This is a genomic window from Stenotrophomonas sp. KH_052, from assembly GCF_057838755.1.
Genome location: NZ_CM174475.1, coordinates 4329789 through 4350005, shown reverse-complemented (window position 1 = coordinate 4350005; position 20217 = coordinate 4329789). Strand labels below are relative to the sequence as shown.

The window sequence follows — 20217 nt, the reverse complement described above, 5'->3', positions numbered from 1 at the left end:
CAAGTTGAGCCAGGCTCAACTCCCCGTGCAGAAGACATCGTTTCCACGCCACGCCGGCTTTTCCTAGACTGCCTGCACGGCTGCTGCAGCGCCTGTTTCCGCATCGTCGGCCCTCGTGCATCGAAGGCTGGCGCGTGCCGTCGCTCCCTGCCGTCCAGGAACCCCATGAACGAACCTTCGCTGCACCTGTACACCGACAGCTCGCCCAATGGCTTCAAGGCCACCATCGCGCTGGAAGAACTGGGCCTGCCGTATCGCCTGCATCACGTCCGCATCGACGAAGGCGAGCACCGACATCCCGAATTCCTGCGGCTCAATCCGCATGGCCGCATCCCGGTGCTGGAGGATCGCGCGCGTGGCATCGTCATTTTCGAATCCGCGGCGATCCTGATGTACCTGGCTGAGCAGGGCAACGCGTTGTTGCCTTCCGAGCCGTCTGCACGCTGGCAGGCATTGACCTGGTTGATGTTCCATGCCGCCAGCGTCGGCCCGATCCTCGGCCAGCGCGTGCACTTCGAGTACTTCGCACAACGGCCCGACATGGCCGCAATCGAACGCTATCGAAGGTTGAGCGACGATCTGTTCGCCGTGCTCGACCAGCGCCTGCACGGGCGCGAGTGGCTGGCCGGTGACCAGTACTCGATCGCCGACATCGCCCACTTCGGCTGGCTGCATATCGCCCACATCATCGATATCGATATCTCGCAGCATCGCCATCTGAGCGCGTGGTACGCGCGCGTTGCCGCACGCCCTGCGGTACAGCGCGGCGTGCAGCTGCCCGAACCGGCCACCGGCCCGTAAGGAGACGACGCTCATGAACGACGCCATCGTGATGCCGGGTGCGTCGGCCCCGGCCTTTGCCACGCACCCGGGCTACCAGCGCATGTTCCGCGCCGATGCACTGACCCTGGGCATCTACCTGCCATTGCGCTTCTATCAGGGTGACATGGCCGTGCTGCAGGGCCAGGCGCGGCTGGTGGAGGACATCGACCGCCACGGCTTTGCTGCGGTGTGGGTGCGTGATGTGCCGCTGTACGACCCGATGTTCGGAGATGCGGGGCAGCTGTTCGACCCGTTCACTTACCTTGCATGGCTGGCGGCGCGCACGCAGCGCGTAGCGCTGGCCACCGGCAGCGTGGTGTTGCCGCTGCGCCACCCGATCGATCTGGCCAAGGCCGCAGCGTCGATCGATCAGCTGTCCGGTGGGCGCCTGGTGATGGGCGTTGCTTCCGGTGATCGTCCGCTGGAGTTTCCCGCCTACGGACTGGAGCACGCGGCGCGCGGTGAGCGCTTCGCCAGCGCGATGGGTGAGATGCGGCGTTGGCTGCAGCCGGGCGCGGACGGGCGGATGACGCATGCCTGGGCCGAGCAGGGCGTGCAGTTGCTGCCGCCCACGGTCAGTGGCCGCATTCCGCTGGTTGTCACCGGTGGCGCACGCCAGCCGCTGGAGTGGATCGGCCAGCATGCCGATGGCTGGTTGACCTATCCCGAGGCCACCCATGACGATGCCGGTCCGCAACGGCTGGCCGCGAAGATCCGCGCGTGGCGCGCGCTGATCCCGGACGGCGGCTTCCGCCCGCACGTGACCAACGAATGGATCGACCTGGTGGATGACCCGGATCATCCACGCACGCCGCTGCAGGGGGGCTATACTCTGCGCACCGGCCGCAAGGGCCTGATCGACCTGCTGCAGGCCTGGCAGCGGGCAGGCGTCAACCACGCCGCGCTGGGCATCCAGTTCGCCGAGCGGCCCGCAGATGAGGTGCTGCAGGAACTGGCCGAAGAGGTGCTGCCATTGTTCCCGTCGCACCCGGGGCCGGCGCCGCGGGTGATGGACTGGTAGCACAGTAGGAATGGCGTCGGCCGGCGCTCAGCGGTCCGGCCGGCGCAGGCAGATGCGTGACGCCCCGGCGCTGATGTCCACCTGTCCACCCTGCATGGCGTCGGCGCCGAGAATCAGCGCGGGTCGTGTCTCGAGGCCGATCGCCTTGAACACGGGCAGTTCACTGATCCGGACTTCCATCGGTGGATGCCGCCAGCCAGCGCTGGTCATGCTCGGCAGGGTGTACAGCCAGGTGGCCTGCTTCCCGCCGCCCAGGCCCTCGGTGCCCTTCTCTCGTACCCGCACGCGGATGTCGCTGCCGTCGGTGCGCACGCCCAGCGCACGGGCGGCTTCGGCATTGAGCACGGTCTGCGCCGCGCCGGTATCGACCACGGCGATGGCTTCCACACCGGTCTCGCCCAGCGCCAGCGTGATGAAGCCGAACTGGCGCAGGCCGGCACTGCGATCGGGCAGGGCATTGGCCTGGCAGCCGTTTCCATCCAGCGCGAGACGCCCCGGCGTCCACAAGGCAAGCTCGCCACGGCCGAAGTCCCAACGCGTGTCCCAGCGCCCGGTCAGGTCGTTGCCGACCAGGCCATCAATGGCCGCTTCATCATCCTTCGCCAACGAGGACAGGTCGGCCTGCGTGCCGCTGGCCTGCAGCTGCCAGCTGCCCAGCCGCCAGGACGTGGCGCGCATCCTCCGCAGCGCGGCCGCGTTTGCGCTGGCACCCTGGGCATGCGAAACCGCCGCATCGGTGTCTTCCAGGCCATAGCGCCGGGCCACACGGTCATCCACCAGGGTTGCACCGGCCGCACTGTCGACCACGAAACGCAGTGGTTCGGCACGCCCGTCCAGCGAGACAGCCACGGCTGGATGCCCCCCCTGCATCCACATCGGCAGTACGTGTTCGGGAGCATCGGCCGCCAGCGCAGGCAGCGAGGCAGCAAGCAGGGGAAGCAGGGTGAGGCGCACGGGATGTCTCCGCAGTGAGGGTGGAGAGACCATTGGCGGGCACGGGCGTATCGCGGGAATATCGGCGTTGATACCGTCCTGATACACAGCTGGCTGATACTGAGCACATGAACGCTCCCGCCCGGGTCATCGTCGTCGATGACGACGCCAGCATCCGAGACGCCATCGCCGACTGCCTGCTGCTGCATGGCTACCAGGTGCGCGTGGCGGCCGGTGCCATGGCGTTGGATATGCTGCTGCAGGCCGAACGTCCGGACGTGATCATCCTCGACTGGATGATGCCCGGCGAGGATGGCCTGTCGGTCTGCCGCCGGCTGCAGGCACGGGCCATCCCGATCCTGATGCTGTCGGCGATGGGCAGTGCCCCGGACCGGGTGATCGGTCTGGAAATGGGCGCGGATGATTACCTGGCCAAGCCGTTCGATCCGCGTGAGCTGCTGGCAAGGGTGCGTGCGCTGCTGCGTCGGCAGGACAAGCTGCGCACCCAGGTGGCGAGTGAGCTGCGCTTCGCCGGCTGGCGGCTGCTGCCCGAACAGCGCCGCCTGATCGCACCGGATGGAGCGGAGCTGGTACTGAGCCGTGGTGAGTTCTCTCTTCTGCTGGTGCTGGCCGAACGTCCAGGGCGGGTGTTGGCGCGCGAGCAGCTGCTGCAGCTGAGCCGCAGCGAGCCGAGCGACAGCGTGGATCGTGCCATCGACCTGGCAATCAGCCGCCTGCGTCGCAAGCTGGGGCAGGCCGCGCCCGGCGCTGAAGCCCTGGTACAGACATTGCGTGGCGAGGGCTATCGCTTCGATGCCGAGGTCCAGGTGCTGTGAGTGCCCGTTGGTCCACTGCGCGCTGGATCGCGATGCTGGCCCTCACCAGCCTGCTGCTGGCCACCCTGGTCAGCGTCGCGGTGGTGGGCTGGATGCCACGACCGGCGCCGCCGCCGATGCGCCTGGACCAGGCCCTGCAGGTGCTGCGGGGGGAACAGGCGGCGGCGCCGCTGGGGCTGCATCTATCCGTCGTCAGTTCGGCACCGGAAGGCCGCAGCAGCGATTGGCTGACGGAGCTGGCCGCCTTGCAGCTGGGTGTACCGGTGGATCACGTGCGCCTGGTCTGGACCGGGCAGGGCAAGGCCCCCGATGTGCAGGTCATCGAGGGCGGCACGGTGCTGGATGCTTCAGGGCGTGCCGGGGTGCTGACGTCACAGGCTGCCCTGCTGACCGCCATGCAGTGGCCGCCGTTCGAGCTGGGTGTGCGCCAGGCCGATGATCGCTGGCAGGTGGTCGGCAGCGATCACAGTGATCTGGCGGCCTGGCGCGGTCAGGTTCTGCTTGCACTGTTGGCCGGCACGGTGCTGTTGGCACCGCTGGCGGCCTGGGCGTCGCTCCGCATCGGACGGCCCCTGCGCCGGCTGGCCGAAGCCAGTGCGCGGGTTGACCTGCAGGACGGGACGCCGCTGCCGGACGATGGCCCACGCGAGGTGCAGGTGCTGGCCGCAGCGATCAGCAGCGGTCGTGAGCGCCTGCGCGACCAGGCGCAGGACATGACCCGCATGCTGGCGGCCGTGGCGCACGACCTGCGCACGCCGCTGACCGGCCTGCGCCTGCGTGCGGAGTTTGCACCGCCGCCACAGGCAGCGCGGATGGTGGCCGACATCGAGCGCATGGACACGATGATCGAGCAGGTGCTCGATTACGCGCGCGGGGAGCTGCAACCGCTGGAGTTGCGAGCACTGGACGTGGCCGCGTTGCTGGAGGAATGCGTGCAGAGCGCCTTGCTGCGCGGTGTCGATATCTCTGCAGAGGGACCGGACGTGCTGCCGTGGCAGGGGGATGCGCTCCTGCTGCGGCGGGCCATCGACAACCTCATCGACAACGCCGCTCGCTATGCCGGTGCCGTGCACCTGCGGGTTGCCATGGTAGGTAATCGCGTGCAGCTGGACGTGATGGATCGCGGACCGGGCATCGCCGAGGCCGATCGCGTGCGCCTGCTGCAACCCTTCCAGCGCAGCGAAAGCTCGCGCAGTCGTGCCACCGGCGGGACCGGCCTCGGTCTGGCCGTCGCCGCCAACGTGGCACGACGGCATGCGGGTGAACTGCAGCTGCTGCAGCGTGACGGAGGGGGATTGATCGCACGCCTGGTGCTGGGATCGGCCTCCTGACATCGCATGTCGATTGACTGGACATCATCTTCCTGATTTATAATTAGGCGCCTAAGTATATGGATATGAATGATGATCGAAGCCAAGCACCATGCCTTGCTGGACGAGGCACAGCGACGAGGCCATGCCAACGTCGCGCAGCTGCACCTGTGCTTCCAGCTGCTGTCGCTGTCATCGTCGATCGATCGCGACTGCGCCACACGTCTGGCGCCACAGGGTCTCAGCGAGGGGCGCTTCATCGTGCTGTTCCTGCTGCACGGTGCCGGTGGCACGCTGCCGCCGCATGAACTTGCCGAGCGTGCAGGCGTCACCCGCGCCACCATCAGCGGCCTGCTCGATGGCCTGCAGCGCGAAGGCCTGCTGCAGCGTCGCAGCGATGCCGAGGATGGTCGCCGCCTGCAGATCGTGCTGACCGCAAAGGGCGCGCGCCTGGCCGAGTCATTGTTCGACCAGCACACGCAATGGATCGGTGGACTGTTCAATGGCCTGGAGGCGAGTGAACAGCGGCAGCTTTCGCAGTTGCTGCACAAGGTCTGGCAGCACACCGACGCCGGGCGTCAGACTGCGGCATGAGCGGTGCCATCGCCGCAGAGCGCCTGTGTGCGCTCAACAGTGGCAGCGTCGCGACGACCCATCTGGCCGAGTGCCTTGCAGTGGACTTCGCTGCGCTGCTGCAGGTGGTAGCCCCCGCGCTTGCACCGGAGGTGCTGCAACGCATGCGCGACGCTGCGGACAAGGGCATCACCCAGCGCATGGATTTGGCCGCACAGCTGCTGCGCGGGGCGGGGCAGGGCGCGCCTGCGCTCTGGCAGGCTCACAGCTCCGACACCGTGCGTGGCTGGGCCTGCTATCTGATCGGCAGCGATGCCTCTACAACGCTGGCAACGAAGCTGCAGGCGATGCGACCGCTGGCCGATGACCCGCACTTCGGCGTGCGCGAATGGGCGTGGCTGGCATTGCGTGCCGACATCGTTGCTGCGCCGATGCAGGCGCTTGAGCACCTCCAGCCGTGGACGCTGGACGCATCGCCGTACCTGCGTCGCTTTGCCTGCGAGGCGCTGCGCCCGCGTGGCGTCTGGGCCACGCATATCGCGCTGTTCAAGCAGCATCCGGAACATGCGTTGCCGGTGCTGGAAGCACTCGCCGACGATCCCGAACGCTATGTGCAGGATTCGGTTGGCAACTGGCTCAACGATGCTGGCAAGACGCAGCCACAGTGGCTGCGTGATCTCTGCACACGCTGGCAGCGCGAACACGACAGCGCCGCCAACGCCTACATCCGCAAGCGCGCACTGCGCTCGTTCCGGTAGTGCCGGCCGCTGGCCGGCAACCCCGCAACCCCGCAACCTCGTAAACCTCAAGGAAGAACCTCATGTCCCACACCTTCATTGAGCTCTATACCGCCACACCTGCCTGGACCACACTCCCGCCCGAGCAGCGGAATGCCTTCTTCGCCCGCATCGGCGCCGGTATGCAGCAGTTCGATCCAGCCCGCATCACGCCGCTGGCGATGGGCCGCATTGCCACGGGCGTACCGCACGGCAGTGGTGAGCAGTTCTATGCAGTCTGGTGCTGCGCCAGCCGCGAGGAGACCGACGCGCTGGTGGCGGGCATCGCCGCCACCGGCTGGCACGACTACTTCACCACCACCCAGGCGGTGGGCGCGGTGGACGACATGGCCCAGCATCTGGCTGATCTGGCTGCGTTGTAGCGGCGCGAAGAGCGCTCGCATAGCCCAGCCCACGGCATGGATGGCACATGCGCCTGTCACCCAGACACGGTAAACAGTGCATTGCCCATGTCCGTCCGCAGGGAAGTTGATCATGCAGAGCAAGCTCCAGGTCACGCTGTTCGGCCCTCTTGGTGACAGCCCGGCGTTGCAGTTGCCGGGGCAGGAGGGGCCGTCGGTGGCCATTCCGGAAGCGACCCTGCGGCAGCTGGTCTCCGATCTCTACACCGCGCGCTCCCTGCTCAACCCCGAGCAGCTGGACGAAGCCAGGCAGGAGCTGGACCGCGTGCTGGAGCGCTGGGCGGACATCCATGAAGGCCTGCTGCTGGACGTGGAAGTGCATGGCAGATGAGCGACTTTGCATGCGTTCCGCCGCGTAGTCGTCCCAGGCGGGCCCATCGCTGAACCGCATCCCCAGTTGCGGATGAAACATTTTGCACTGCGCAAAAGCTGTGCTATCAATAGATCCCATGAACGCAGCCCCCACCAGCTTTTACTGGTATTACTTTCCGAAGCCACTGGCGGAGGAAGGACTGCGCTCACCCTGAAGAAAGCTTCAGACGCATTCCCGAAAGCCGCCAGCGAACCTGGCGGCTTTTTTCATGCCGCCACGCTGGGGACCCCCAACGTTCCGGAGATCTCCTGCAATGCCCCCGCACACCGACGACCTGCGTATCCGCACCATCGAACCGCTGACACCGCCTGCCCAGCTGCTGGCGATGCTGCCCTGTGACGATGAAGCCTCCGACACCGTCAGCGCCTCGCGCGCGGCCCTGCACCAGATCCTGCACGGCCGCGACGACCGCCTGGCAGTGGTGGTGGGCCCGTGCTCGATCCATGACCCGAACGCTGCCATTGAATACGCCCAGCGCCTGAAGCCGCTGCGCGACGCACTGGCCGGCGAACTGGAAATCGTCATGCGCGTGTACTTCGAGAAGCCGCGCACCACGGTGGGCTGGAAGGGCTTGATCAACGATCCGGACCTGGACGGCAGCTTCAAGATCGACAAGGGCCTGCGCATCGCCCGCGGCCTGCTGCGCGACATCAACAAGCTTGGCCTGCCTGCCGGTGTCGAGTTCCTTGACGTGATCTCGCCGCAGTACATCGCCGACCTGGTGGCATGGGGCGCGATCGGCGCACGCACCACCGAAAGCCAGGTGCATCGCGAGCTGGCCTCGGGGCTGTCGTGCCCGGTCGGCTTCAAGAACGGCACCGATGGCAACGTGAAGATTGCGGCCGATGCCGTGGGTGCGGCGTCCAACCCGCATCACTTCCTGTCGGTCACCAAGCAGGGTGGCACCGCCATCGTGTCGACCACCGGCAACCCGGATTGCCATGTGATCCTGCGCGGCGGCAAGCAGCCGAACTACGACGCGGGCAGCGTTGCCGAGGCTTGCCAGGTGCTGGCCAAGTCCAAGCTGCCGACGCGTCTGATGATCGACGCCAGCCATGCCAACAGCCTGAAGAACCCGGAGAACCAGCCGAAGGTGATCGACGACATCGCCGTTCAGCTGGAAGACGGTGAACAGCGCATCGTTGGCGTGATGATCGAGAGCCATCTGGTCGGTGGCCGCCAGGAACTGGTGGAAGGCCAGCCGCTGGTCTATGGGCAGAGCATCACCGATGGCTGCATCGACTGGGACACCACCGTGACGGTGCTGGAGCGACTGGCTGCGGCCGCGCGCGCCCGTCGCGACGTAAAGGTGTCCGAAGCCGCCTGAGTGCGGCACGTGTGTGGATGGCGGCCAGCGCCTGCGGGGGTGCGGCCGCGATCAGGGCCGGTCGGAGTTGGAGACCGGCCCGTCCGCACCGGCGATGCGCCTGGCGCTGCGCATGAGCGACAGCGCCAGGTACATCGCCGGGGTGGTGATGCCGGCTTTTGTAGCGTCGAGCCATGCTCGATTGACGCTACATGGCCTTTTTCGCGCGCAGCCTCGCCAACGCCAGATACATCGCCGGGGTGGTGTACAGCGTCAGCCACTGGCTGACCAGCAACCCGCCCACAATGGCGATCCCCAGCGGTTGCCGGAGTTCCCAGCCTTCGCCGTTGGCCAGCATCAGCGGCAGCGTGCCCAGCAGCGCCGCCAGCGAGGTCATCAGGATCGGCCGCAGGCGCAACCGCGCGGCTTCCATCACTGAATCCTGCGCGCTCAGCCCGCGCCGCTCGCCGGCCAGCGCGAAGTCCACCAGCAGGATGGTGTTCTTCATCACCACGCCCACCAGCAGGAACAACCCCAGCAACGCGATCAGGTTCAGTTCGTTGCCGAACAGCCACAGCGCCAGCAGTGCGCCGATGCCGGCCGAGGGCAGCGTGGACAGGATCACCAGCGGCTGCAGGAAGCTCTCGTAGAGGATGCCCAGCACCAGGTAGACCGCCAGCGTGGCGCCCAGCACCAGCCACAGCTGGCGCGAGCGCAGCTGCTCCAGGCCGCCGGCTTCGCCGGACAGTTTTCCCTGTACCGAACGTGGCAGCATCAGTTTCGACATCGCACCATCGATCGCCTGCGTGGCCTGTTCCAGGCCCACCCCGGGTGCCAGCGCGAACTCGATCCAGATCGAGGCGAACTGCTCGCTGTGGTACACCCGGTCCGGTGCCATGCCATAGCGCCAGCTGGCGATGCTCGACAGCGGAATGCGCTGGCCGTTGCCATCGATCACCTGCAGTCGTGACAGCGTGCCCGGGTCCTGGGTGTGCTTCGGGTCCAGCTCCATCACCACGCGGTACTGGTTGAGGCTGTCGTACAGCGTGGCGACCTGGCGCTGGCTGAAGGAGTTGTTGAGCATGTTGGCCACCGTGCGCAGGTCGACGCCGTGGCGCGCGGCTGCTTCGCGGTCGATGTCCAGCATCACCTGGCGCATGCCTGCTTCGCCCTGTGCTTCCACGTCCACCAGTTCGGGCAGGCCACGCAGCGCGGCCGCCACCTTTGGCGCCCATTCGCGCAGCGGCGCGGTATCGGCCGACAGCAGCTGGAACTCGTACTTGCCACTGCTGCCTGCGCCCTCCAGGCGGATGTCCTGGTCCACCCACAGATAGAGATTGCCGCCGGGCAGCTTGGGCAGCCGCGCGCGCAGGCGGTCGATCACCTGCTGGCTGGACACCTTGCGCTCGGCCAGCGGCTTCATCTTGATCATGATGAAGGCGTTGTTGACCCCGTTGCTGCCACCGATGTAGCCGATGATGTCCTCGATGGCCGGATCGGACAGCAACAGCTTCCTGTACGCATCGATCTTCGGTTGCATGGCCTGGAAGGACAGGCCGTCATCGCCGCGCGCGAAGCCGCGCAGCTGCGCGGTGTCCTGCTTGGGCACGATGCCCTTGGGCACCTGCTGGAACAGCCACGTGTTAAGCGCGATGACTGCAACGAAGGCCAGCAACGGCCAGCGCAGCCGGCGCAGGCTGGCCTGAAGCGTGCGCAGGTAGGCGCTGCGCACACGTTCGAATAGCGCATTGCTGCCCCGCTGCCAGCGCGAGGGTTGCTGCGCGGCATCCACGAACAATCGTGCACACAGCATCGGCACCAGGCTCAGCGCGACCAGCACGGAGACCGTCATGGCCGCCACCAGGGTCAACGAGAATTCGCGGAACAGGCGTTCGACGAAGTCGTCCAGGAACAGGATGGAGACGAACACCACGGCCAGTGCAACGTTCATCGACAGCAGCGTGGCACCGACTTCCGATGCACCCCGTACTGCCGCCTGCCAGCGGTCGGCGCCCAGTTCGCGATGGCGGGCGATGTTCTCCAGCACCACGATGGCATCGTCCACCACCAGCACGGCGGCGACGATCAGCGCCATCAATGAAAGCGTATTGAGTGAGAAGCCCATCAGCGCTATCAGCGCCAGCGTGCCGAACAGCACCACCGGAATCGCCACGCTGGGCACCAACGCTGCACGCCAGTGGCCGAGGAAGCCGAGCACCACCAGCACCACCAGCACGATCGCCAGCACCAGCGTGAGCTCTGCTTCGTGCAGGGTGGCGCGGATCACCGGCGAGCGGTCCATCACCAGCCGCATGTCCACGCTGGAGGGCAACAGCGCATGCAGTTGCGGTAGCTGCGCCTGGATGGCATCAACGGTGGCGATGATGTTGGCGCCGGGTTGGCGGCTGACGATCAGCAGCACGGCGGGGCGTTCGTTGTGGAAGCCGCTGGCGTAACGGTCTTCCACGCCATCGGCAACGGCGGCGACATCGCCCAGCCGCAGCGTGCGGTCGTCGCTGACCTTCAATGCCAGTTCGCGGTACTGCGCGGCCTGGCGCAGCTGCAGCGGCGCTTCCAGCTGCCACTGCTGGCGGTCATCGCCCACGGCACCCAGCGGGCGCATGGCGTTGGCGCGGCCGATGGCCTGGGCCACGTCCTCCAGCGCCAGGCCTGCATGGTTCAGTGCATTCGGGTCCAGCGATACACGCACGGCGGGCAAGGCGCTGCCGCCCACCTGCACTTCGCCCACGCCCGGCACCTGCGACAGCTTCTGCGCCAGCACGGTGGAGGCCAGGTCATACAGCTGGCCTGGCGAACGCGTGTCCGAGGTCAGTGCCAGCGCCAGGATCGGTGCCTGTGAGGGATTGACCTTGCGGTACTGCGGCATGCCGGGCATGCCACTGGGCAACTGCCCGCGTGCAAGATTGATGGCGGCCTGCACTTCACGCGCTGCCTCATCGATGTCGCGGCCGAGTACGAACTTCAGTTCGATCTGGGTCTGGCCCTGGGTGCTGGCCGAGTCGATGCGTGAGATGCCGGGCAGGCTGCCCAGTGCGCGCTCCAGCGGCGTGGCGACGGTGGCTGCCATCGACTCGGGCGAGGCGCCGGGCAGGCTGGCACTGACTTCAATGGCCGGGTAATCGACCTGTGGCAGCGGCGCCACCGGCAACAGGCGCAATGCCAGCAGGCCGGCCAGCACCAGCGCCACCGCCAGCAGGATCGTCGCTACCGGGCGCTGCACGCAGGCCTGCGCCAGGCGCGCGATGGGGGTCACGCGCGCGCCTCGTCAACGGCCACCGGGGACGTCGCACGGCCACGCTGCAGGCGATCAAAGGCCAGGTAGATCACCGGCGTGGTGAACAGGGTCAGTACCTGGCTGACCAGCAGCCCGCCCACCATCACCCAGCCGAGTGGTTGCCGCAGCTCCGCGCCGGAACCACTGGCCAGCATCAGCGGCACTGCGCCGAACAGCGCGGCCAGCGTGGTCATCAGGATCGGCCGGAAACGCAGCAGCGCGGCCTGATGGATCGCCTCGCGCGGTGACATGCCGCGTGTGCGCTGCGCGTCCAGCGCGAAGTCGATCATCATGATCGCGTTCTTCTTCACCAGGCCGATCAGCAGCACGATGCCGATCACCGCGATCAGGTCCAGGCTGCGTCCGCTTACCCACAGTGCCGCCAGCGCACCGACGGTGGCCGAGGGCAGGGTGGAGAGGATGGTGATGGGGTGGATGAAGCTCTCGTAGAGCACGCCCAGCACGATGTACATCACCACCACCGCAGCCAGGATCAGCCACAGTGTGGACGACAGCGAGCTGCTGAAGGCCGCTGCGGCACCCTGCAGGCGAAGTTCGATGCTCTGCGGCAGGTTCACCTGTGCGCGCGCGGCGTGCACAGCCTCCACCGCTTCGCCCAGCGAAGCGCCCGGGGCAAGGTTGAACGACAGCGTGGCCGCCGGGAACTGGCCCACGTGATTGCGTAGCAGTGCGGACGGACCCACCTCTACCCGCGCCACCGCACCCAGCGGCACGGTCTGCCCACTGCTGCTGCGCACACGCAGGCCCGTGATCGCCTCCGGCCCGGGCTGTCGTGAAGGATCGGCCTCCAGCACCACCCGGTACTGGCTGGCCTGGGTGAAGATGGTCGAAATCTGGCGCTGCCCATAGGCGTCGTACAGCGCATCGGCTACTGCTTCCACGCTCACGCCCAGGCGCGCCGCCGCATCGCGGTCGATCGCCACGCGCGCCTGCCGGCCCTGCATCTGCAGATCGCTGGCGACATCGCGCAGTGCAGGTTGCTGGCGTAGCGCCTGCAGCAGCTTCGGGGTCCAGCGTTCCAGTGTTTCAAGATCCGGCGTGGTCAGGGTGAACTGGTACTGGGTGCGGCTGATGCGGTCCTCGATGCCCAGCTCCTGTACCGGCTGCAGGTACAGGGTGATGCCGGGGATCTTCGACACGCGCTGTTGCAGGCGCGCCATCACCACGGCGGCGCCATCGCGGTCGCCGTGCGGTTTCAGCTCGATCAGCAGGCGGCCGGTATTGAGCGTGGCATTGTTGCCGTCCACGCCGATGTAGGACGAGACGCTGGCCACCGCCTCGTCGGCTTCGATGGCCGCCGCCAGCGCCTGCTGGCGCTCGCGCATGGCCTGGAACGAGATCGCCTGCGGCGCTTCGCTGATGCCCTGCACCAGGCCGGCATCCTGCACCGGGAAGAAACCCTTGGGCACGGCGAAGTACAGCGCCACGGTCAGTGCGAGGGTGGCAACGGTGGCCAGCAACATCAGCGGCTGGCGCTGCAGCACCCAGCGCAGCTGGCGGTCGTAGAGGCCGATGACGCGGTCGAAGACATCGGGCGCATGTGCAGTCTTCGCGTGCGGCTTCAGGAACCGCGCGCATAGCATCGGCGTCAGCGTCAGCGAGACCACCAGCGAAATGCCGATGGCTACAGCCAGTGTCACTGCGAACTCATGGAACAGTGCACCCACCAGGTCGGCCATGAACAGCAGCGGGATCAGCACCGCGATCAGCGAAACAGTCAGCGACACCAGGGTGAAGCCGATCTCGGCTGCGCCTTTCAGCGCTGCATCGCGGGGGCTTTCGCCTTCCTCCAGATGGCGGGCGATGTTCTCCAGCATCACGATGGCATCGTCCACCACGAAGCCGGTGGCGATGGTCAGCGCCATCAGCGTGAGGTTGTTGAGCGAATAGCCGGCCAGCAGCATCACCGCGAAGGTGCCGACCAGCGACAGCGGCACTGCAACGCTGGGAATCAGTGTGGCCGGCAGATTGCGCAGGAACACCCAGGTGACCAGCACCACCAGGCCGATGGCCAGTACCAGTTCTTTCTGCACGCCGCGCACCGACGCGCGGATCGATTCGGTGCGGTCGCTCAGTACATTCATCTGCACGCCGGCGGGCAGCGTGGCCTGCAGCTGCGGCAGCAGCGTACGCACCTGCTCGACCACGGCGATCACGTTGGCGCCGGGCTGGCGCTGGATGTTCACCAGCACTGCCGGCGTGGTACCGCTCCACGCAGCCAACTGGCGGTTCTCGGCGCCATCGGTAATGGTGGCTACATCGCCCAGCCGCAGCGGCGCGCCGTCGCGCCAGGCCAGTATCAGGGCACGGTACTCATCCACGCTGCGCATCTGATCGTTGGCATCGAGCATCACCGCGCGGATCGGGCCATCGAAACTGCCCTTGGGCAGGTTGACGTTGGCGGCGGCGATGGCGGTGCGGATGTGGTCCATGCCCAGGTTGTTGGCGGCCAGCGCCGCTGGATTGACCTGGATGCGCACCGCCGGGCGCTGGCCACCGGCCAGGCTGACCAGGCCGACGCCGGGCAACTGCGCCAGGCGCTGGGCGATGCGCGTATCCACCAGATCGTGCACCTGCGGCAGCGACAGGCCTTGCGAGGTCACCGCCAAGGTCAGGATGGGGGTGTCGGCCGGGTTGACCTTGCGGTACACCGGCGGCACCGGCAGGTCCCCGGGCAGGAAGCTGCCCGCCGCGTTGATGGCGGCCTGCACGTCCTGCTCGGCCACACCCAGCGACACCTCCAGCCCGAACTGCAGGGTAATGACCGAGGCGCCACCGGAACTGGTCGACGACAGTTGTTTCAGGCCGGGAATCTGGCCGAGCTGGCGCTCCAGCGGTGCGGTGATGGTGCGTGTGGTCAGTTCGGGGCTGGCCCCCGGATACAGCGTGGTGATCTGGATGATCGGGTAATCGACCTGCGGCAGCGCCGCCACCGGCAGCAGGCGATAGGCCAGCACGCCGGACAGCAGCAGCGCCACCATCAGGAGAGTCGTTGCGACCGGGCGCAGGATGAACGAGCGCGAGAGGTTCATGCGCCGGCCTTGGTCGCGGCCTCCTCGGTGATGATCTCCACCGCCGTGCCGTCTTCCAGCCCGTCGATGCCTTCGATCACCACCTTGTCCCCTGCGGCCAGCCCGGAGCGCACGGCCACGCGTCCATCATCGGCCGGACCGAGCACCACGGTGCGGCGTTGTGCCTTGCTGTCCTTGTCGACGATATGCACGTAGTTGCCCTGGCTGCCGAACTGCACGGCGGCATCGGGAATCAGCAGCGCGGGCTGCTCGCCCAGCTGCAGGCGGACGTTGACGAACTGGTTGGGGAACAGCGCCAGATCGTGGTTGTCGAAGTGCGCACGCAGTTTCAACGTGCCGGTGGTGGTATCGATGCGGTTGTCGACGCTGGACAGCGAGCCGCGGGCCAGCTGCCGGCGTTCTTCGCGGTCCCAGGTTTCCACCGCCAGTGCCGGTTGCGCCTGCACGGCATCGAGCAGCGCCGGCAGCTCGGGTTCGGGCACGGTGAACAGCACGCTGATCGGTGCGGTCTGTGCCAGCGTCACCAAGCCTTCGGCATCGCTGGCACGCACCAGGTTGCCCACATCCAGCCGGCGCAAGCCGACGCGGCCACTGACCGGTGCGGTAATGCGGGTGTACTGCAGCTGCAGGCGTGCCTCGTCAACAGACGCCTGATCGCTGAGGCGGCGGCCCTGCAGCTGGCGCACCTTGCTCTGCTGGTCGCTCAATTCCTGCCCGGACACGTAGTTCTGCTTCTGCAGTTCGCGGTAGCGCTGCAGCTGGCGTTCGGCGTTCTCCAGCTCGGCCAGATTCTGCTGCTGGGTACCCTGGGCCTGTGCCAGCTTCACTTCATACGGGCGCGGGTCGATCTGCGCCAGCAGATCGCCGGCCTTCACCTGCTGGCCTTCCTGGAAATGCAGCCGCAGCAGTTCGCCATCCACGCGGCTGCGTACCACCACGCTGTGCAGCGGGGTGACCGTACCGACCGCCTTCAGGCGCAGCACCAGCGGCTCGGCGCTGGCACGCGCCACGCGTACCGGCACCGTCTTGCCCGGCGCATCGTCGCTGCTGCCGGCGCCATTCCGGGGCCACAGCCACCACGCCAGAAGGGCGGCGAGGGCAATGGCCAGCACCGCCCACAACAGGCGGGCACGACGGAAACGGGAATTTTCGGCGACAGACATGGGGCATCCTGCGCCCTGCGCGCGCAGGGACATGCGGGCCCGTCGGTGCGTTCACGGCATCACGGGCAGCGGGGAGGGAGTGTCTGGCGGGGCCGCGGGCGCGGCGTGGCTGGATGCCGTCGCAGCAGCGACGGGGCGACAATGGTAGCCAATCACCCCGGTCAATGCCGCATGACCATGGTCATGCAACGCATTCGGTAGTGCCGGCCGCTGGCCGGCAACCTGCTGGAATCTGAGGGCGTGTGCCGTGTTGCCGGCCAGCGGCCGGCACTACCGTCAAACAATCAATGCACTTCGTCGTGGTACACGAACTTCGGCATTTCCCAGCGGTAATGGATCGCCAGCAGGCGCAGCGCGAAGCCGCCGCCCAGGCAGCACAGGATCGCGGTAGCGTCGGCCACACCCCAGTGCAGCAGCAACAGGTAGGCCGCGCCGGTCAGCAGCGCGATGATCGCGTACAGCTCCTTCTGGAAGATCAGCGGCACCTCGTTGCAGAGGATGTCGCGCAGCACGCCGCCGAAGGCGCCGGTCAGCATGCCGGCAATCAGCACGATCGGCATGGCATGGCCGGCCTCACGTGCGATCGAACAGCCGATCAGGGTGAAGGCGATCAGGCCCAGTCCATCGAGCACCAGGAAGGTGCGTCGGAAGTGGTGCATCCAGCGTGCGACCCAGGTGGCGATCAGCGCCGCACACACGGTGAAGCCCAGGTACTCGGGATGCTTCACCCAGCCCAGCGGATAGTGACCGAGCAGGATGTCGCGCAGTGATCCGCCGCCGAGGGCGGTAACGCAGGCGATCATGATCACACCGAACAGGTCCATGCGGCGGCGGCCGGCGGACAGCGCGCCGGTCATGGCTTCGGCGGAAATGGCGATCAGGTAGATGATGGACAGCAGCATGGGACAGGCTCCGGGCGCGGTGGGGCCGGCCATGCGCGTGTACCGCCACTGCCTGCGCAATGACGGGATGACGATGACCGGTGCCGCTCCCGCTGTCCTTTTGCCTGAGAGTTCAGCGGCATGGGCCGCGTGCCCCTTCGGCGGATCGTGCCGGGCATGCCCGGTGACCTCTCTCCAGCTCGGCGAGTCGAATGCATGGTTGGTGGGATTCCAGCCCACCGGCCTGAGCGATCATGGGAGCCTGCGCCTTCGGCGGGCGCCAGCGCGGCGCCTCTCTCCTGCATTCGGGCGCCAGTATATCCGCTGCAGTGCAACACGGCATAATCCGGCCATGGCCTCGTCCCTGCGCCCGTGGTTCCTGTACCTGCTCGAATGCCGCGATGGCAGCTATTACGCCGGCATCAGCACCGACGTGGACGCGCGTTTCGCTGCCCACCAGGCCGGGAAGGGTGCGCGTTACACCCGGGCGCGGCCGCCGCTGCGCGTACTGGCCGTGCGCGAGTACCCGGACCGGGCCGCCGCCTCGCGCGCCGAATGGCAGCTCAAGCAGCAGCCGCGCGAACGCAAACTGGCCTGGCTGCAGGCACCGGTCCTGTAGATCCACGCCTTGCGTGGATGGAGACGCCGCCCATGCCATGATCGCCACAGCCATGGACATAGGATTGGTCCGATGAAGACCTGCTGGATGCTGCTGTTCACCACCTGCATGACCTTGCCGGCCTGCGCCCAGGCGCCGACCTCGCCGCCACTGCAGCACGGGCAGATCGGAACCGCCGCAGAGCTGGCCGCGCAGCGTGGCCCGGCCACTGCTGACCCCATCCACCTGCGCCGTGACCGGGTGCCGCCCGATCTGGTCGACCTGATTCCGCTGGCCGAAAAATGGGGCATCGGCGATGACCTGCTGCGCGACGAGATGCAGGAACGTGCCACCGACGCGGAAAAGCGCGCGATGGCCGATGCACTGAAGCATCGGCATGCGCGCATCACCGCCTGGCTCGACAGTTTCCCGAAGGGCCAGCCGATGACCGACGAAGCGGCCGCGTTCATGTACATGCAGCTGGGCGTCGACGAAATGGGCCTGATGCAATAGATCCGCGCCACGCGTGGGTAAGTACGCCGCCCATGCCATGATCATCCCGCCCCAGCCTTGGAGACCAGGATGTCCACGCTTGCCATGTTGCTCGCTGTTGCTGGTGCGACAAGCCCCGCCGCCGACCCGGCCACGATCGCGGCCATCGAAGCCACCTGCCACGATTACGTCGACGGCCAGCTGGAGGCCGACCCGCAACGCGTCGCCCGCTCCCTGCACCCGGACCTGGCCAAGCGCGCGGTCCTCGGCGATACACCCGACGAACGACTGGGCCTGCGCCGCATGTCGAAGGAAGAGCTGGTCTCGTTGACGAAGCAGGGCGCGCTGAAGACCCCGAAGGATCAATGGAACCGCCGCTGCACGGTGCTGGACGTGACCGGCAACGCGGCCTCGGTGCGGCTGGAAACCCCGTGGTTCGTCGACTACTTCCACATGGGGCGCTTCGACCAGCGCTGGGTCATCGTCAACGCACTGTGGTATCCGAAGCCGAAGGCGCTGTAGAGCGATGCGTGCCGCCGGCAAAGCATGGATCTCCGTCGTCGTACTGGTCGCCGGTATCGCGCTGCTGCCTGGCCTGCTGTACCTGCTCGGGCTGGCGCTGGTGGAAGGCCGGCCGCAGCCGGCAGACCGTGCGCCCAGTGGTGTGGCTGCATGCAGCAGTGAGCAGCGCACGGGATTCCAGCCGATGAATCCATGGAGCTTCACGACGCGGTTCTTCGATCCTGAGGCGTTGAAGAAGGCGACTGATGTCGAGCGCGAAGCGTTCTGGGTTGCACGCCGCCACCTGATGCGGCAGCCAAGGCACGACATGCTGCGCTGGCATCTCAGCAGTACCGCACTGACAATCTGGATCACCCGGCATTGGAGTAGCACGCAGATTGCCGACACCGCGAGGAAGGAGGATTTCTGCCGCACCTGGTCGAAACAGCGGGTGCCGGGCGGCCCGATGAACCGGTAGATCCACGCCATGCGTGGATGATGTTGACGGAGTCAGAGCCCTTTCCTGCGGAAAGGGATCCGACCGCGCAGCAGCCGGCCAGCGGCCGGCACTACCGTCGGGGTCGCCGGTCTTCCTGGTCGTCACCGAAGATGATGCGCGCGCTGCGCTGGTAGCTCCAGTACGCCACCGCCCAGTTCAGCAGCACCACGACGCGGTTGCGGAAACCGATCAGGAAGAACACGTGTGCGGCCAGCCAGAACCACCAGGCGAGGACGCCCGAGAGTTGCAGCCTGCCCAGGTGCACGATCGCGGCCATGCGGCCGATGGTGGCCAGGTTGCCGAAGTCGGCGTACTTGAACGGCCCCGGTGCGGCCTTGCCGTGCAGGCGCGCGCGGATCACCTCGGCCACGTACTTGCCCATCTGCTTGGCGGCGGGTGCCACGCCAGGCACCGGCTTGCCGTTGGCCTGGTTCAGCGCGGCCAGATCGCCGGCCACGAACAGTTCCGGGTGGTCAGGCAGGGTGAGGTCGGGTTGCACCTGCACGCGTCCGGCGCGGTCCAGCGGCACGTCCAGTGTGCGCGCCAGCGGTGAAGCGGCCACGCCGGCGGCCCAGACCACGGTGCGGGCCGGCACGAACTGATCACCGAGCTTGAAACCCTGGCTGTCGATGTCGCTCACCGGGGTACCGGTCAACACTTCCACGCCCAGCTTTTCCAGCTGCCGCCGTGCCTTCAGCGAAAGCACTTCCGGGAACGAAGACAACACGCGCGGGCCGGCTTCGACCAGCCGCACCTTGGCGCTGGCCGGATCGATATGGCGGAACTCGTTGCGCAGCGTATGCCGCGCGATTTCGGCCAGGGTGCCGGCCAGTTCGACACCGGTGGGGCCGCCGCCGACCACGGCGAAGCTCAGCCACGCGGCCTTCTTCGCCGGGTCCGGTTCGGCCTCGGCACGTTCGAACGCCAGCAGCAGCTTGCGGCGCAGCGCGATGGCATCGTCCAGCGTCTTCAGGCCGGGGGCATCATCGGCCCACTGGTCGTTGCCGAAGTAGGCGTGGGTGGCACCCGTGGCCAGCAGCAGAGTGTCGTAGTCCAGCGTGCTGCCATCGGCCATGCGGATCTGCCGGGCCTGCTTGTCGATGGTGACCACTTCGCCGAGGCGCACTTCCACATTGCGCTGGTGGCCAAGGATGTGGCGCAGCGGTGCGGCGATATCCGGGGCGGACAGGCCGGCGGTGGCCACCTGGTAGAGCAGCGGCTGGAACAGATGGTGGTTGCGGCGGTCGACCAGGGTGATGCGTATGCGCTCGCGGGCCAGGGCACGGGTGGCCCAGAGACCGGCAAAACCGCCGCCGACAACAACCAGGTGGGGAACGCGCTCGCGACTCATCGACTCACTCCA

The 20217-nt window shown here is 67.3% G+C and carries 19 protein-coding genes and 2 riboswitches; of the genes, 13 read left to right on the top strand and 6 right to left on the bottom strand.

All coding sequences use genetic code 11. The annotated features are described in order from the left end of the window. The first annotated feature begins 165 nt into the window (after positions 1-165). Together AC3ITW_RS19885 and AC3ITW_RS19880 are read left to right on the top strand one after the other, a co-directional pair. On the top strand, positions 166-801 hold the full coding sequence (locus AC3ITW_RS19885) for a glutathione S-transferase family protein (RefSeq protein ID WP_006396593.1): 636 nt from the start codon (positions 166-168) through the stop codon (positions 799-801). A 13-nt stretch (positions 802-814) separates the two neighbouring features. Further along, the gene (locus AC3ITW_RS19880) at positions 815-1843 is read left to right on the top strand and encodes an LLM class oxidoreductase (RefSeq protein WP_489389869.1); all 1029 of its coding nucleotides are present in this window, start codon (positions 815-817) and stop codon (positions 1841-1843) included. Positions 1844-1870: 27 nt separating this feature from the next. Here AC3ITW_RS19880 and AC3ITW_RS19875 read toward each other — a convergent pair whose 3' ends face one another. After that, positions 1871-2830: a retropepsin-like aspartic protease gene (locus AC3ITW_RS19875; protein WP_489389868.1), complete on the bottom strand. Its 960-nt coding sequence runs from the start codon at positions 2828-2830 to the stop codon at positions 1871-1873. A gap of 74 nt (positions 2831-2904) precedes the next feature. Between AC3ITW_RS19875 and AC3ITW_RS19870 the strand changes: the two genes are divergently transcribed. The 7 genes from AC3ITW_RS19870 (at position 2905) to AC3ITW_RS19840 (ending at position 8393) form a co-directional block, all read left to right on the top strand. Continuing rightward, complete coding sequence (locus tag AC3ITW_RS19870; RefSeq protein ID WP_065723538.1) at positions 2905-3612, top strand: response regulator transcription factor; 708 nt, start codon at positions 2905-2907, stop codon at positions 3610-3612. Between the two features lie 32 nt (positions 3613-3644). After that, on the top strand, positions 3645-4943 hold the full coding sequence (locus AC3ITW_RS19865; protein ID WP_489389867.1) for a sensor histidine kinase: 1299 nt from the start codon (positions 3645-3647) through the stop codon (positions 4941-4943). 72 nt (positions 4944-5015) lie between these two features. After that, positions 5016-5516 (top strand): MarR family winged helix-turn-helix transcriptional regulator, encoded by a 501-nt coding sequence (locus tag AC3ITW_RS19860; protein ID WP_032973275.1) that lies wholly within the window; start codon positions 5016-5018, stop codon positions 5514-5516. Further along, positions 5513-6253, top strand: coding sequence for a DNA alkylation repair protein (locus AC3ITW_RS19855; protein WP_489389866.1), 741 nt, complete (start codon positions 5513-5515; stop codon positions 6251-6253). Before AC3ITW_RS19860 ends, AC3ITW_RS19855 begins: the two co-directional genes overlap by 4 nt. 62 nt (positions 6254-6315) lie before the next feature. After that, positions 6316-6654 carry a DUF6616 family protein gene (locus AC3ITW_RS19850; RefSeq protein ID WP_489389865.1) on the top strand — a complete coding sequence of 113 codons (339 nt, stop codon included), beginning with the start codon at positions 6316-6318 and terminating at the stop codon, positions 6652-6654. 112 nt (positions 6655-6766) lie between these two features. Next, on the top strand, positions 6767-7024 hold the full coding sequence (locus tag AC3ITW_RS19845) for a hypothetical protein (RefSeq protein ID WP_006396514.1): 258 nt from the start codon (positions 6767-6769) through the stop codon (positions 7022-7024). Between the two features lie 295 nt (positions 7025-7319). Next, positions 7320-8393, top strand: coding sequence for a 3-deoxy-7-phosphoheptulonate synthase (locus tag AC3ITW_RS19840; protein ID WP_489389864.1), 1074 nt, complete (start codon positions 7320-7322; stop codon positions 8391-8393). Between the two features lie 187 nt (positions 8394-8580). Here the strand turns inward: AC3ITW_RS19840 and AC3ITW_RS19835 are convergent, their stop codons facing one another. The 4 genes from AC3ITW_RS19835 to AC3ITW_RS19820 all read right to left on the bottom strand — a co-directional run bounded on the left by AC3ITW_RS19835 (position 8581) and on the right by AC3ITW_RS19820 (position 16785). Further along, positions 8581-11646: an efflux RND transporter permease subunit gene (locus AC3ITW_RS19835; RefSeq protein WP_180889302.1), complete on the bottom strand. Its 3066-nt coding sequence runs from the start codon at positions 11644-11646 to the stop codon at positions 8581-8583. After that, positions 11643-14720 (bottom strand): multidrug efflux RND transporter permease subunit, encoded by a 3078-nt coding sequence (locus AC3ITW_RS19830; protein ID WP_006396355.1) that lies wholly within the window; start codon positions 14718-14720, stop codon positions 11643-11645. The genes AC3ITW_RS19835 and AC3ITW_RS19830 overlap by 4 nt, the downstream gene beginning before the upstream one ends. Then, positions 14717-15883: an MdtA/MuxA family multidrug efflux RND transporter periplasmic adaptor subunit gene (locus AC3ITW_RS19825; RefSeq protein WP_006396352.1), complete on the bottom strand. Its 1167-nt coding sequence runs from the start codon at positions 15881-15883 to the stop codon at positions 14717-14719. The genes AC3ITW_RS19830 and AC3ITW_RS19825 overlap by 4 nt, the downstream gene beginning before the upstream one ends. Positions 15884-16167: 284 nt before the next feature. After that, a complete protein-coding gene (locus tag AC3ITW_RS19820; RefSeq protein ID WP_012512238.1) occupies positions 16168-16785 on the bottom strand; it encodes a trimeric intracellular cation channel family protein in 618 nt (205 codons plus the stop codon). An 82-nt stretch (positions 16786-16867) separates the two neighbouring features. Continuing rightward, positions 16868-16973: riboswitch (glycine riboswitch) on the bottom strand. Between the two features lie 13 nt (positions 16974-16986). Further along, positions 16987-17076: riboswitch (glycine riboswitch) on the bottom strand. A 40-nt stretch (positions 17077-17116) separates the two neighbouring features. Between AC3ITW_RS19820 and AC3ITW_RS19815 the strand changes: the two genes are divergently transcribed. From AC3ITW_RS19815 to AC3ITW_RS19800, 4 genes are all read left to right on the top strand, one after another. Then, the gene (locus AC3ITW_RS19815; protein ID WP_012512237.1) at positions 17117-17383 is read left to right on the top strand and encodes a GIY-YIG nuclease family protein; all 267 of its coding nucleotides are present in this window, start codon (positions 17117-17119) and stop codon (positions 17381-17383) included. 72 nt (positions 17384-17455) lie between these two features. After that, positions 17456-17875, top strand: a complete 420-nt coding sequence (locus tag AC3ITW_RS19810; protein ID WP_006396225.1) for a hypothetical protein — start codon at positions 17456-17458, stop codon at positions 17873-17875. A 69-nt stretch (positions 17876-17944) separates the two neighbouring features. Further along, a complete protein-coding gene (locus AC3ITW_RS19805) occupies positions 17945-18376 on the top strand; it encodes a nuclear transport factor 2 family protein (protein ID WP_006396224.1) in 432 nt (143 codons plus the stop codon). A gap of 4 nt (positions 18377-18380) precedes the next feature. Next, positions 18381-18833, top strand: a complete 453-nt coding sequence (locus AC3ITW_RS19800; protein ID WP_100469671.1) for a hypothetical protein — start codon at positions 18381-18383, stop codon at positions 18831-18833. 91 nt (positions 18834-18924) lie between these two features. Here AC3ITW_RS19800 and AC3ITW_RS19795 read toward each other — a convergent pair whose 3' ends face one another. Beyond that, positions 18925-20205 (bottom strand): NAD(P)/FAD-dependent oxidoreductase, encoded by a 1281-nt coding sequence (locus tag AC3ITW_RS19795; RefSeq protein WP_100435309.1) that lies wholly within the window; start codon positions 20203-20205, stop codon positions 18925-18927. Between the last annotated feature and the right edge of the window lie 12 nt (positions 20206-20217).

Coding starts and splice junctions, on each gene's coding strand:
- AC3ITW_RS19840 (WP_489389864.1), top strand. CDS start 7,320: ATGCCCCCGCACACCGACGACCTGCGTATCCGCACCATCGAACCGCTG.
- AC3ITW_RS19850 (WP_489389865.1), top strand. CDS start 6,316: ATGTCCCACACCTTCATTGAGCTCTATACCGCCACACCTGCCTGGACC.
- AC3ITW_RS19810 (WP_006396225.1), top strand. CDS start 17,456: ATGAAGACCTGCTGGATGCTGCTGTTCACCACCTGCATGACCTTGCCG.
- AC3ITW_RS19800 (WP_100469671.1), top strand. CDS start 18,381: ATGCGTGCCGCCGGCAAAGCATGGATCTCCGTCGTCGTACTGGTCGCC.
- AC3ITW_RS19870 (WP_065723538.1), top strand. CDS start 2,905: ATGAACGCTCCCGCCCGGGTCATCGTCGTCGATGACGACGCCAGCATC.
- AC3ITW_RS19825 (WP_006396352.1), bottom strand. CDS start 15,883: ATGTCTGTCGCCGAAAATTCCCGTTTCCGTCGTGCCCGCCTGTTGTGG.
- AC3ITW_RS19845 (WP_006396514.1), top strand. CDS start 6,767: ATGCAGAGCAAGCTCCAGGTCACGCTGTTCGGCCCTCTTGGTGACAGC.
- AC3ITW_RS19830 (WP_006396355.1), bottom strand. CDS start 14,720: ATGAACCTCTCGCGCTCGTTCATCCTGCGCCCGGTCGCAACGACTCTC.
- AC3ITW_RS19820 (WP_012512238.1), bottom strand. CDS start 16,785: ATGCTGCTGTCCATCATCTACCTGATCGCCATTTCCGCCGAAGCCATG.
- AC3ITW_RS19815 (WP_012512237.1), top strand. CDS start 17,117: ATGGCCTCGTCCCTGCGCCCGTGGTTCCTGTACCTGCTCGAATGCCGC.
- AC3ITW_RS19860 (WP_032973275.1), top strand. CDS start 5,016: ATGATCGAAGCCAAGCACCATGCCTTGCTGGACGAGGCACAGCGACGA.
- AC3ITW_RS19865 (WP_489389867.1), top strand. CDS start 3,645: ATGCTGGCCCTCACCAGCCTGCTGCTGGCCACCCTGGTCAGCGTCGCG.
- AC3ITW_RS19885 (WP_006396593.1), top strand. CDS start 166: ATGAACGAACCTTCGCTGCACCTGTACACCGACAGCTCGCCCAATGGC.
- AC3ITW_RS19795 (WP_100435309.1), bottom strand. CDS start 20,205: ATGAGTCGCGAGCGCGTTCCCCACCTGGTTGTTGTCGGCGGCGGTTTT.
- AC3ITW_RS19805 (WP_006396224.1), top strand. CDS start 17,945: ATGTCCACGCTTGCCATGTTGCTCGCTGTTGCTGGTGCGACAAGCCCC.
- AC3ITW_RS19875 (WP_489389868.1), bottom strand. CDS start 2,830: ATGGTCTCTCCACCCTCACTGCGGAGACATCCCGTGCGCCTCACCCTG.
- AC3ITW_RS19855 (WP_489389866.1), top strand. CDS start 5,513: ATGAGCGGTGCCATCGCCGCAGAGCGCCTGTGTGCGCTCAACAGTGGC.
- AC3ITW_RS19880 (WP_489389869.1), top strand. CDS start 815: ATGAACGACGCCATCGTGATGCCGGGTGCGTCGGCCCCGGCCTTTGCC.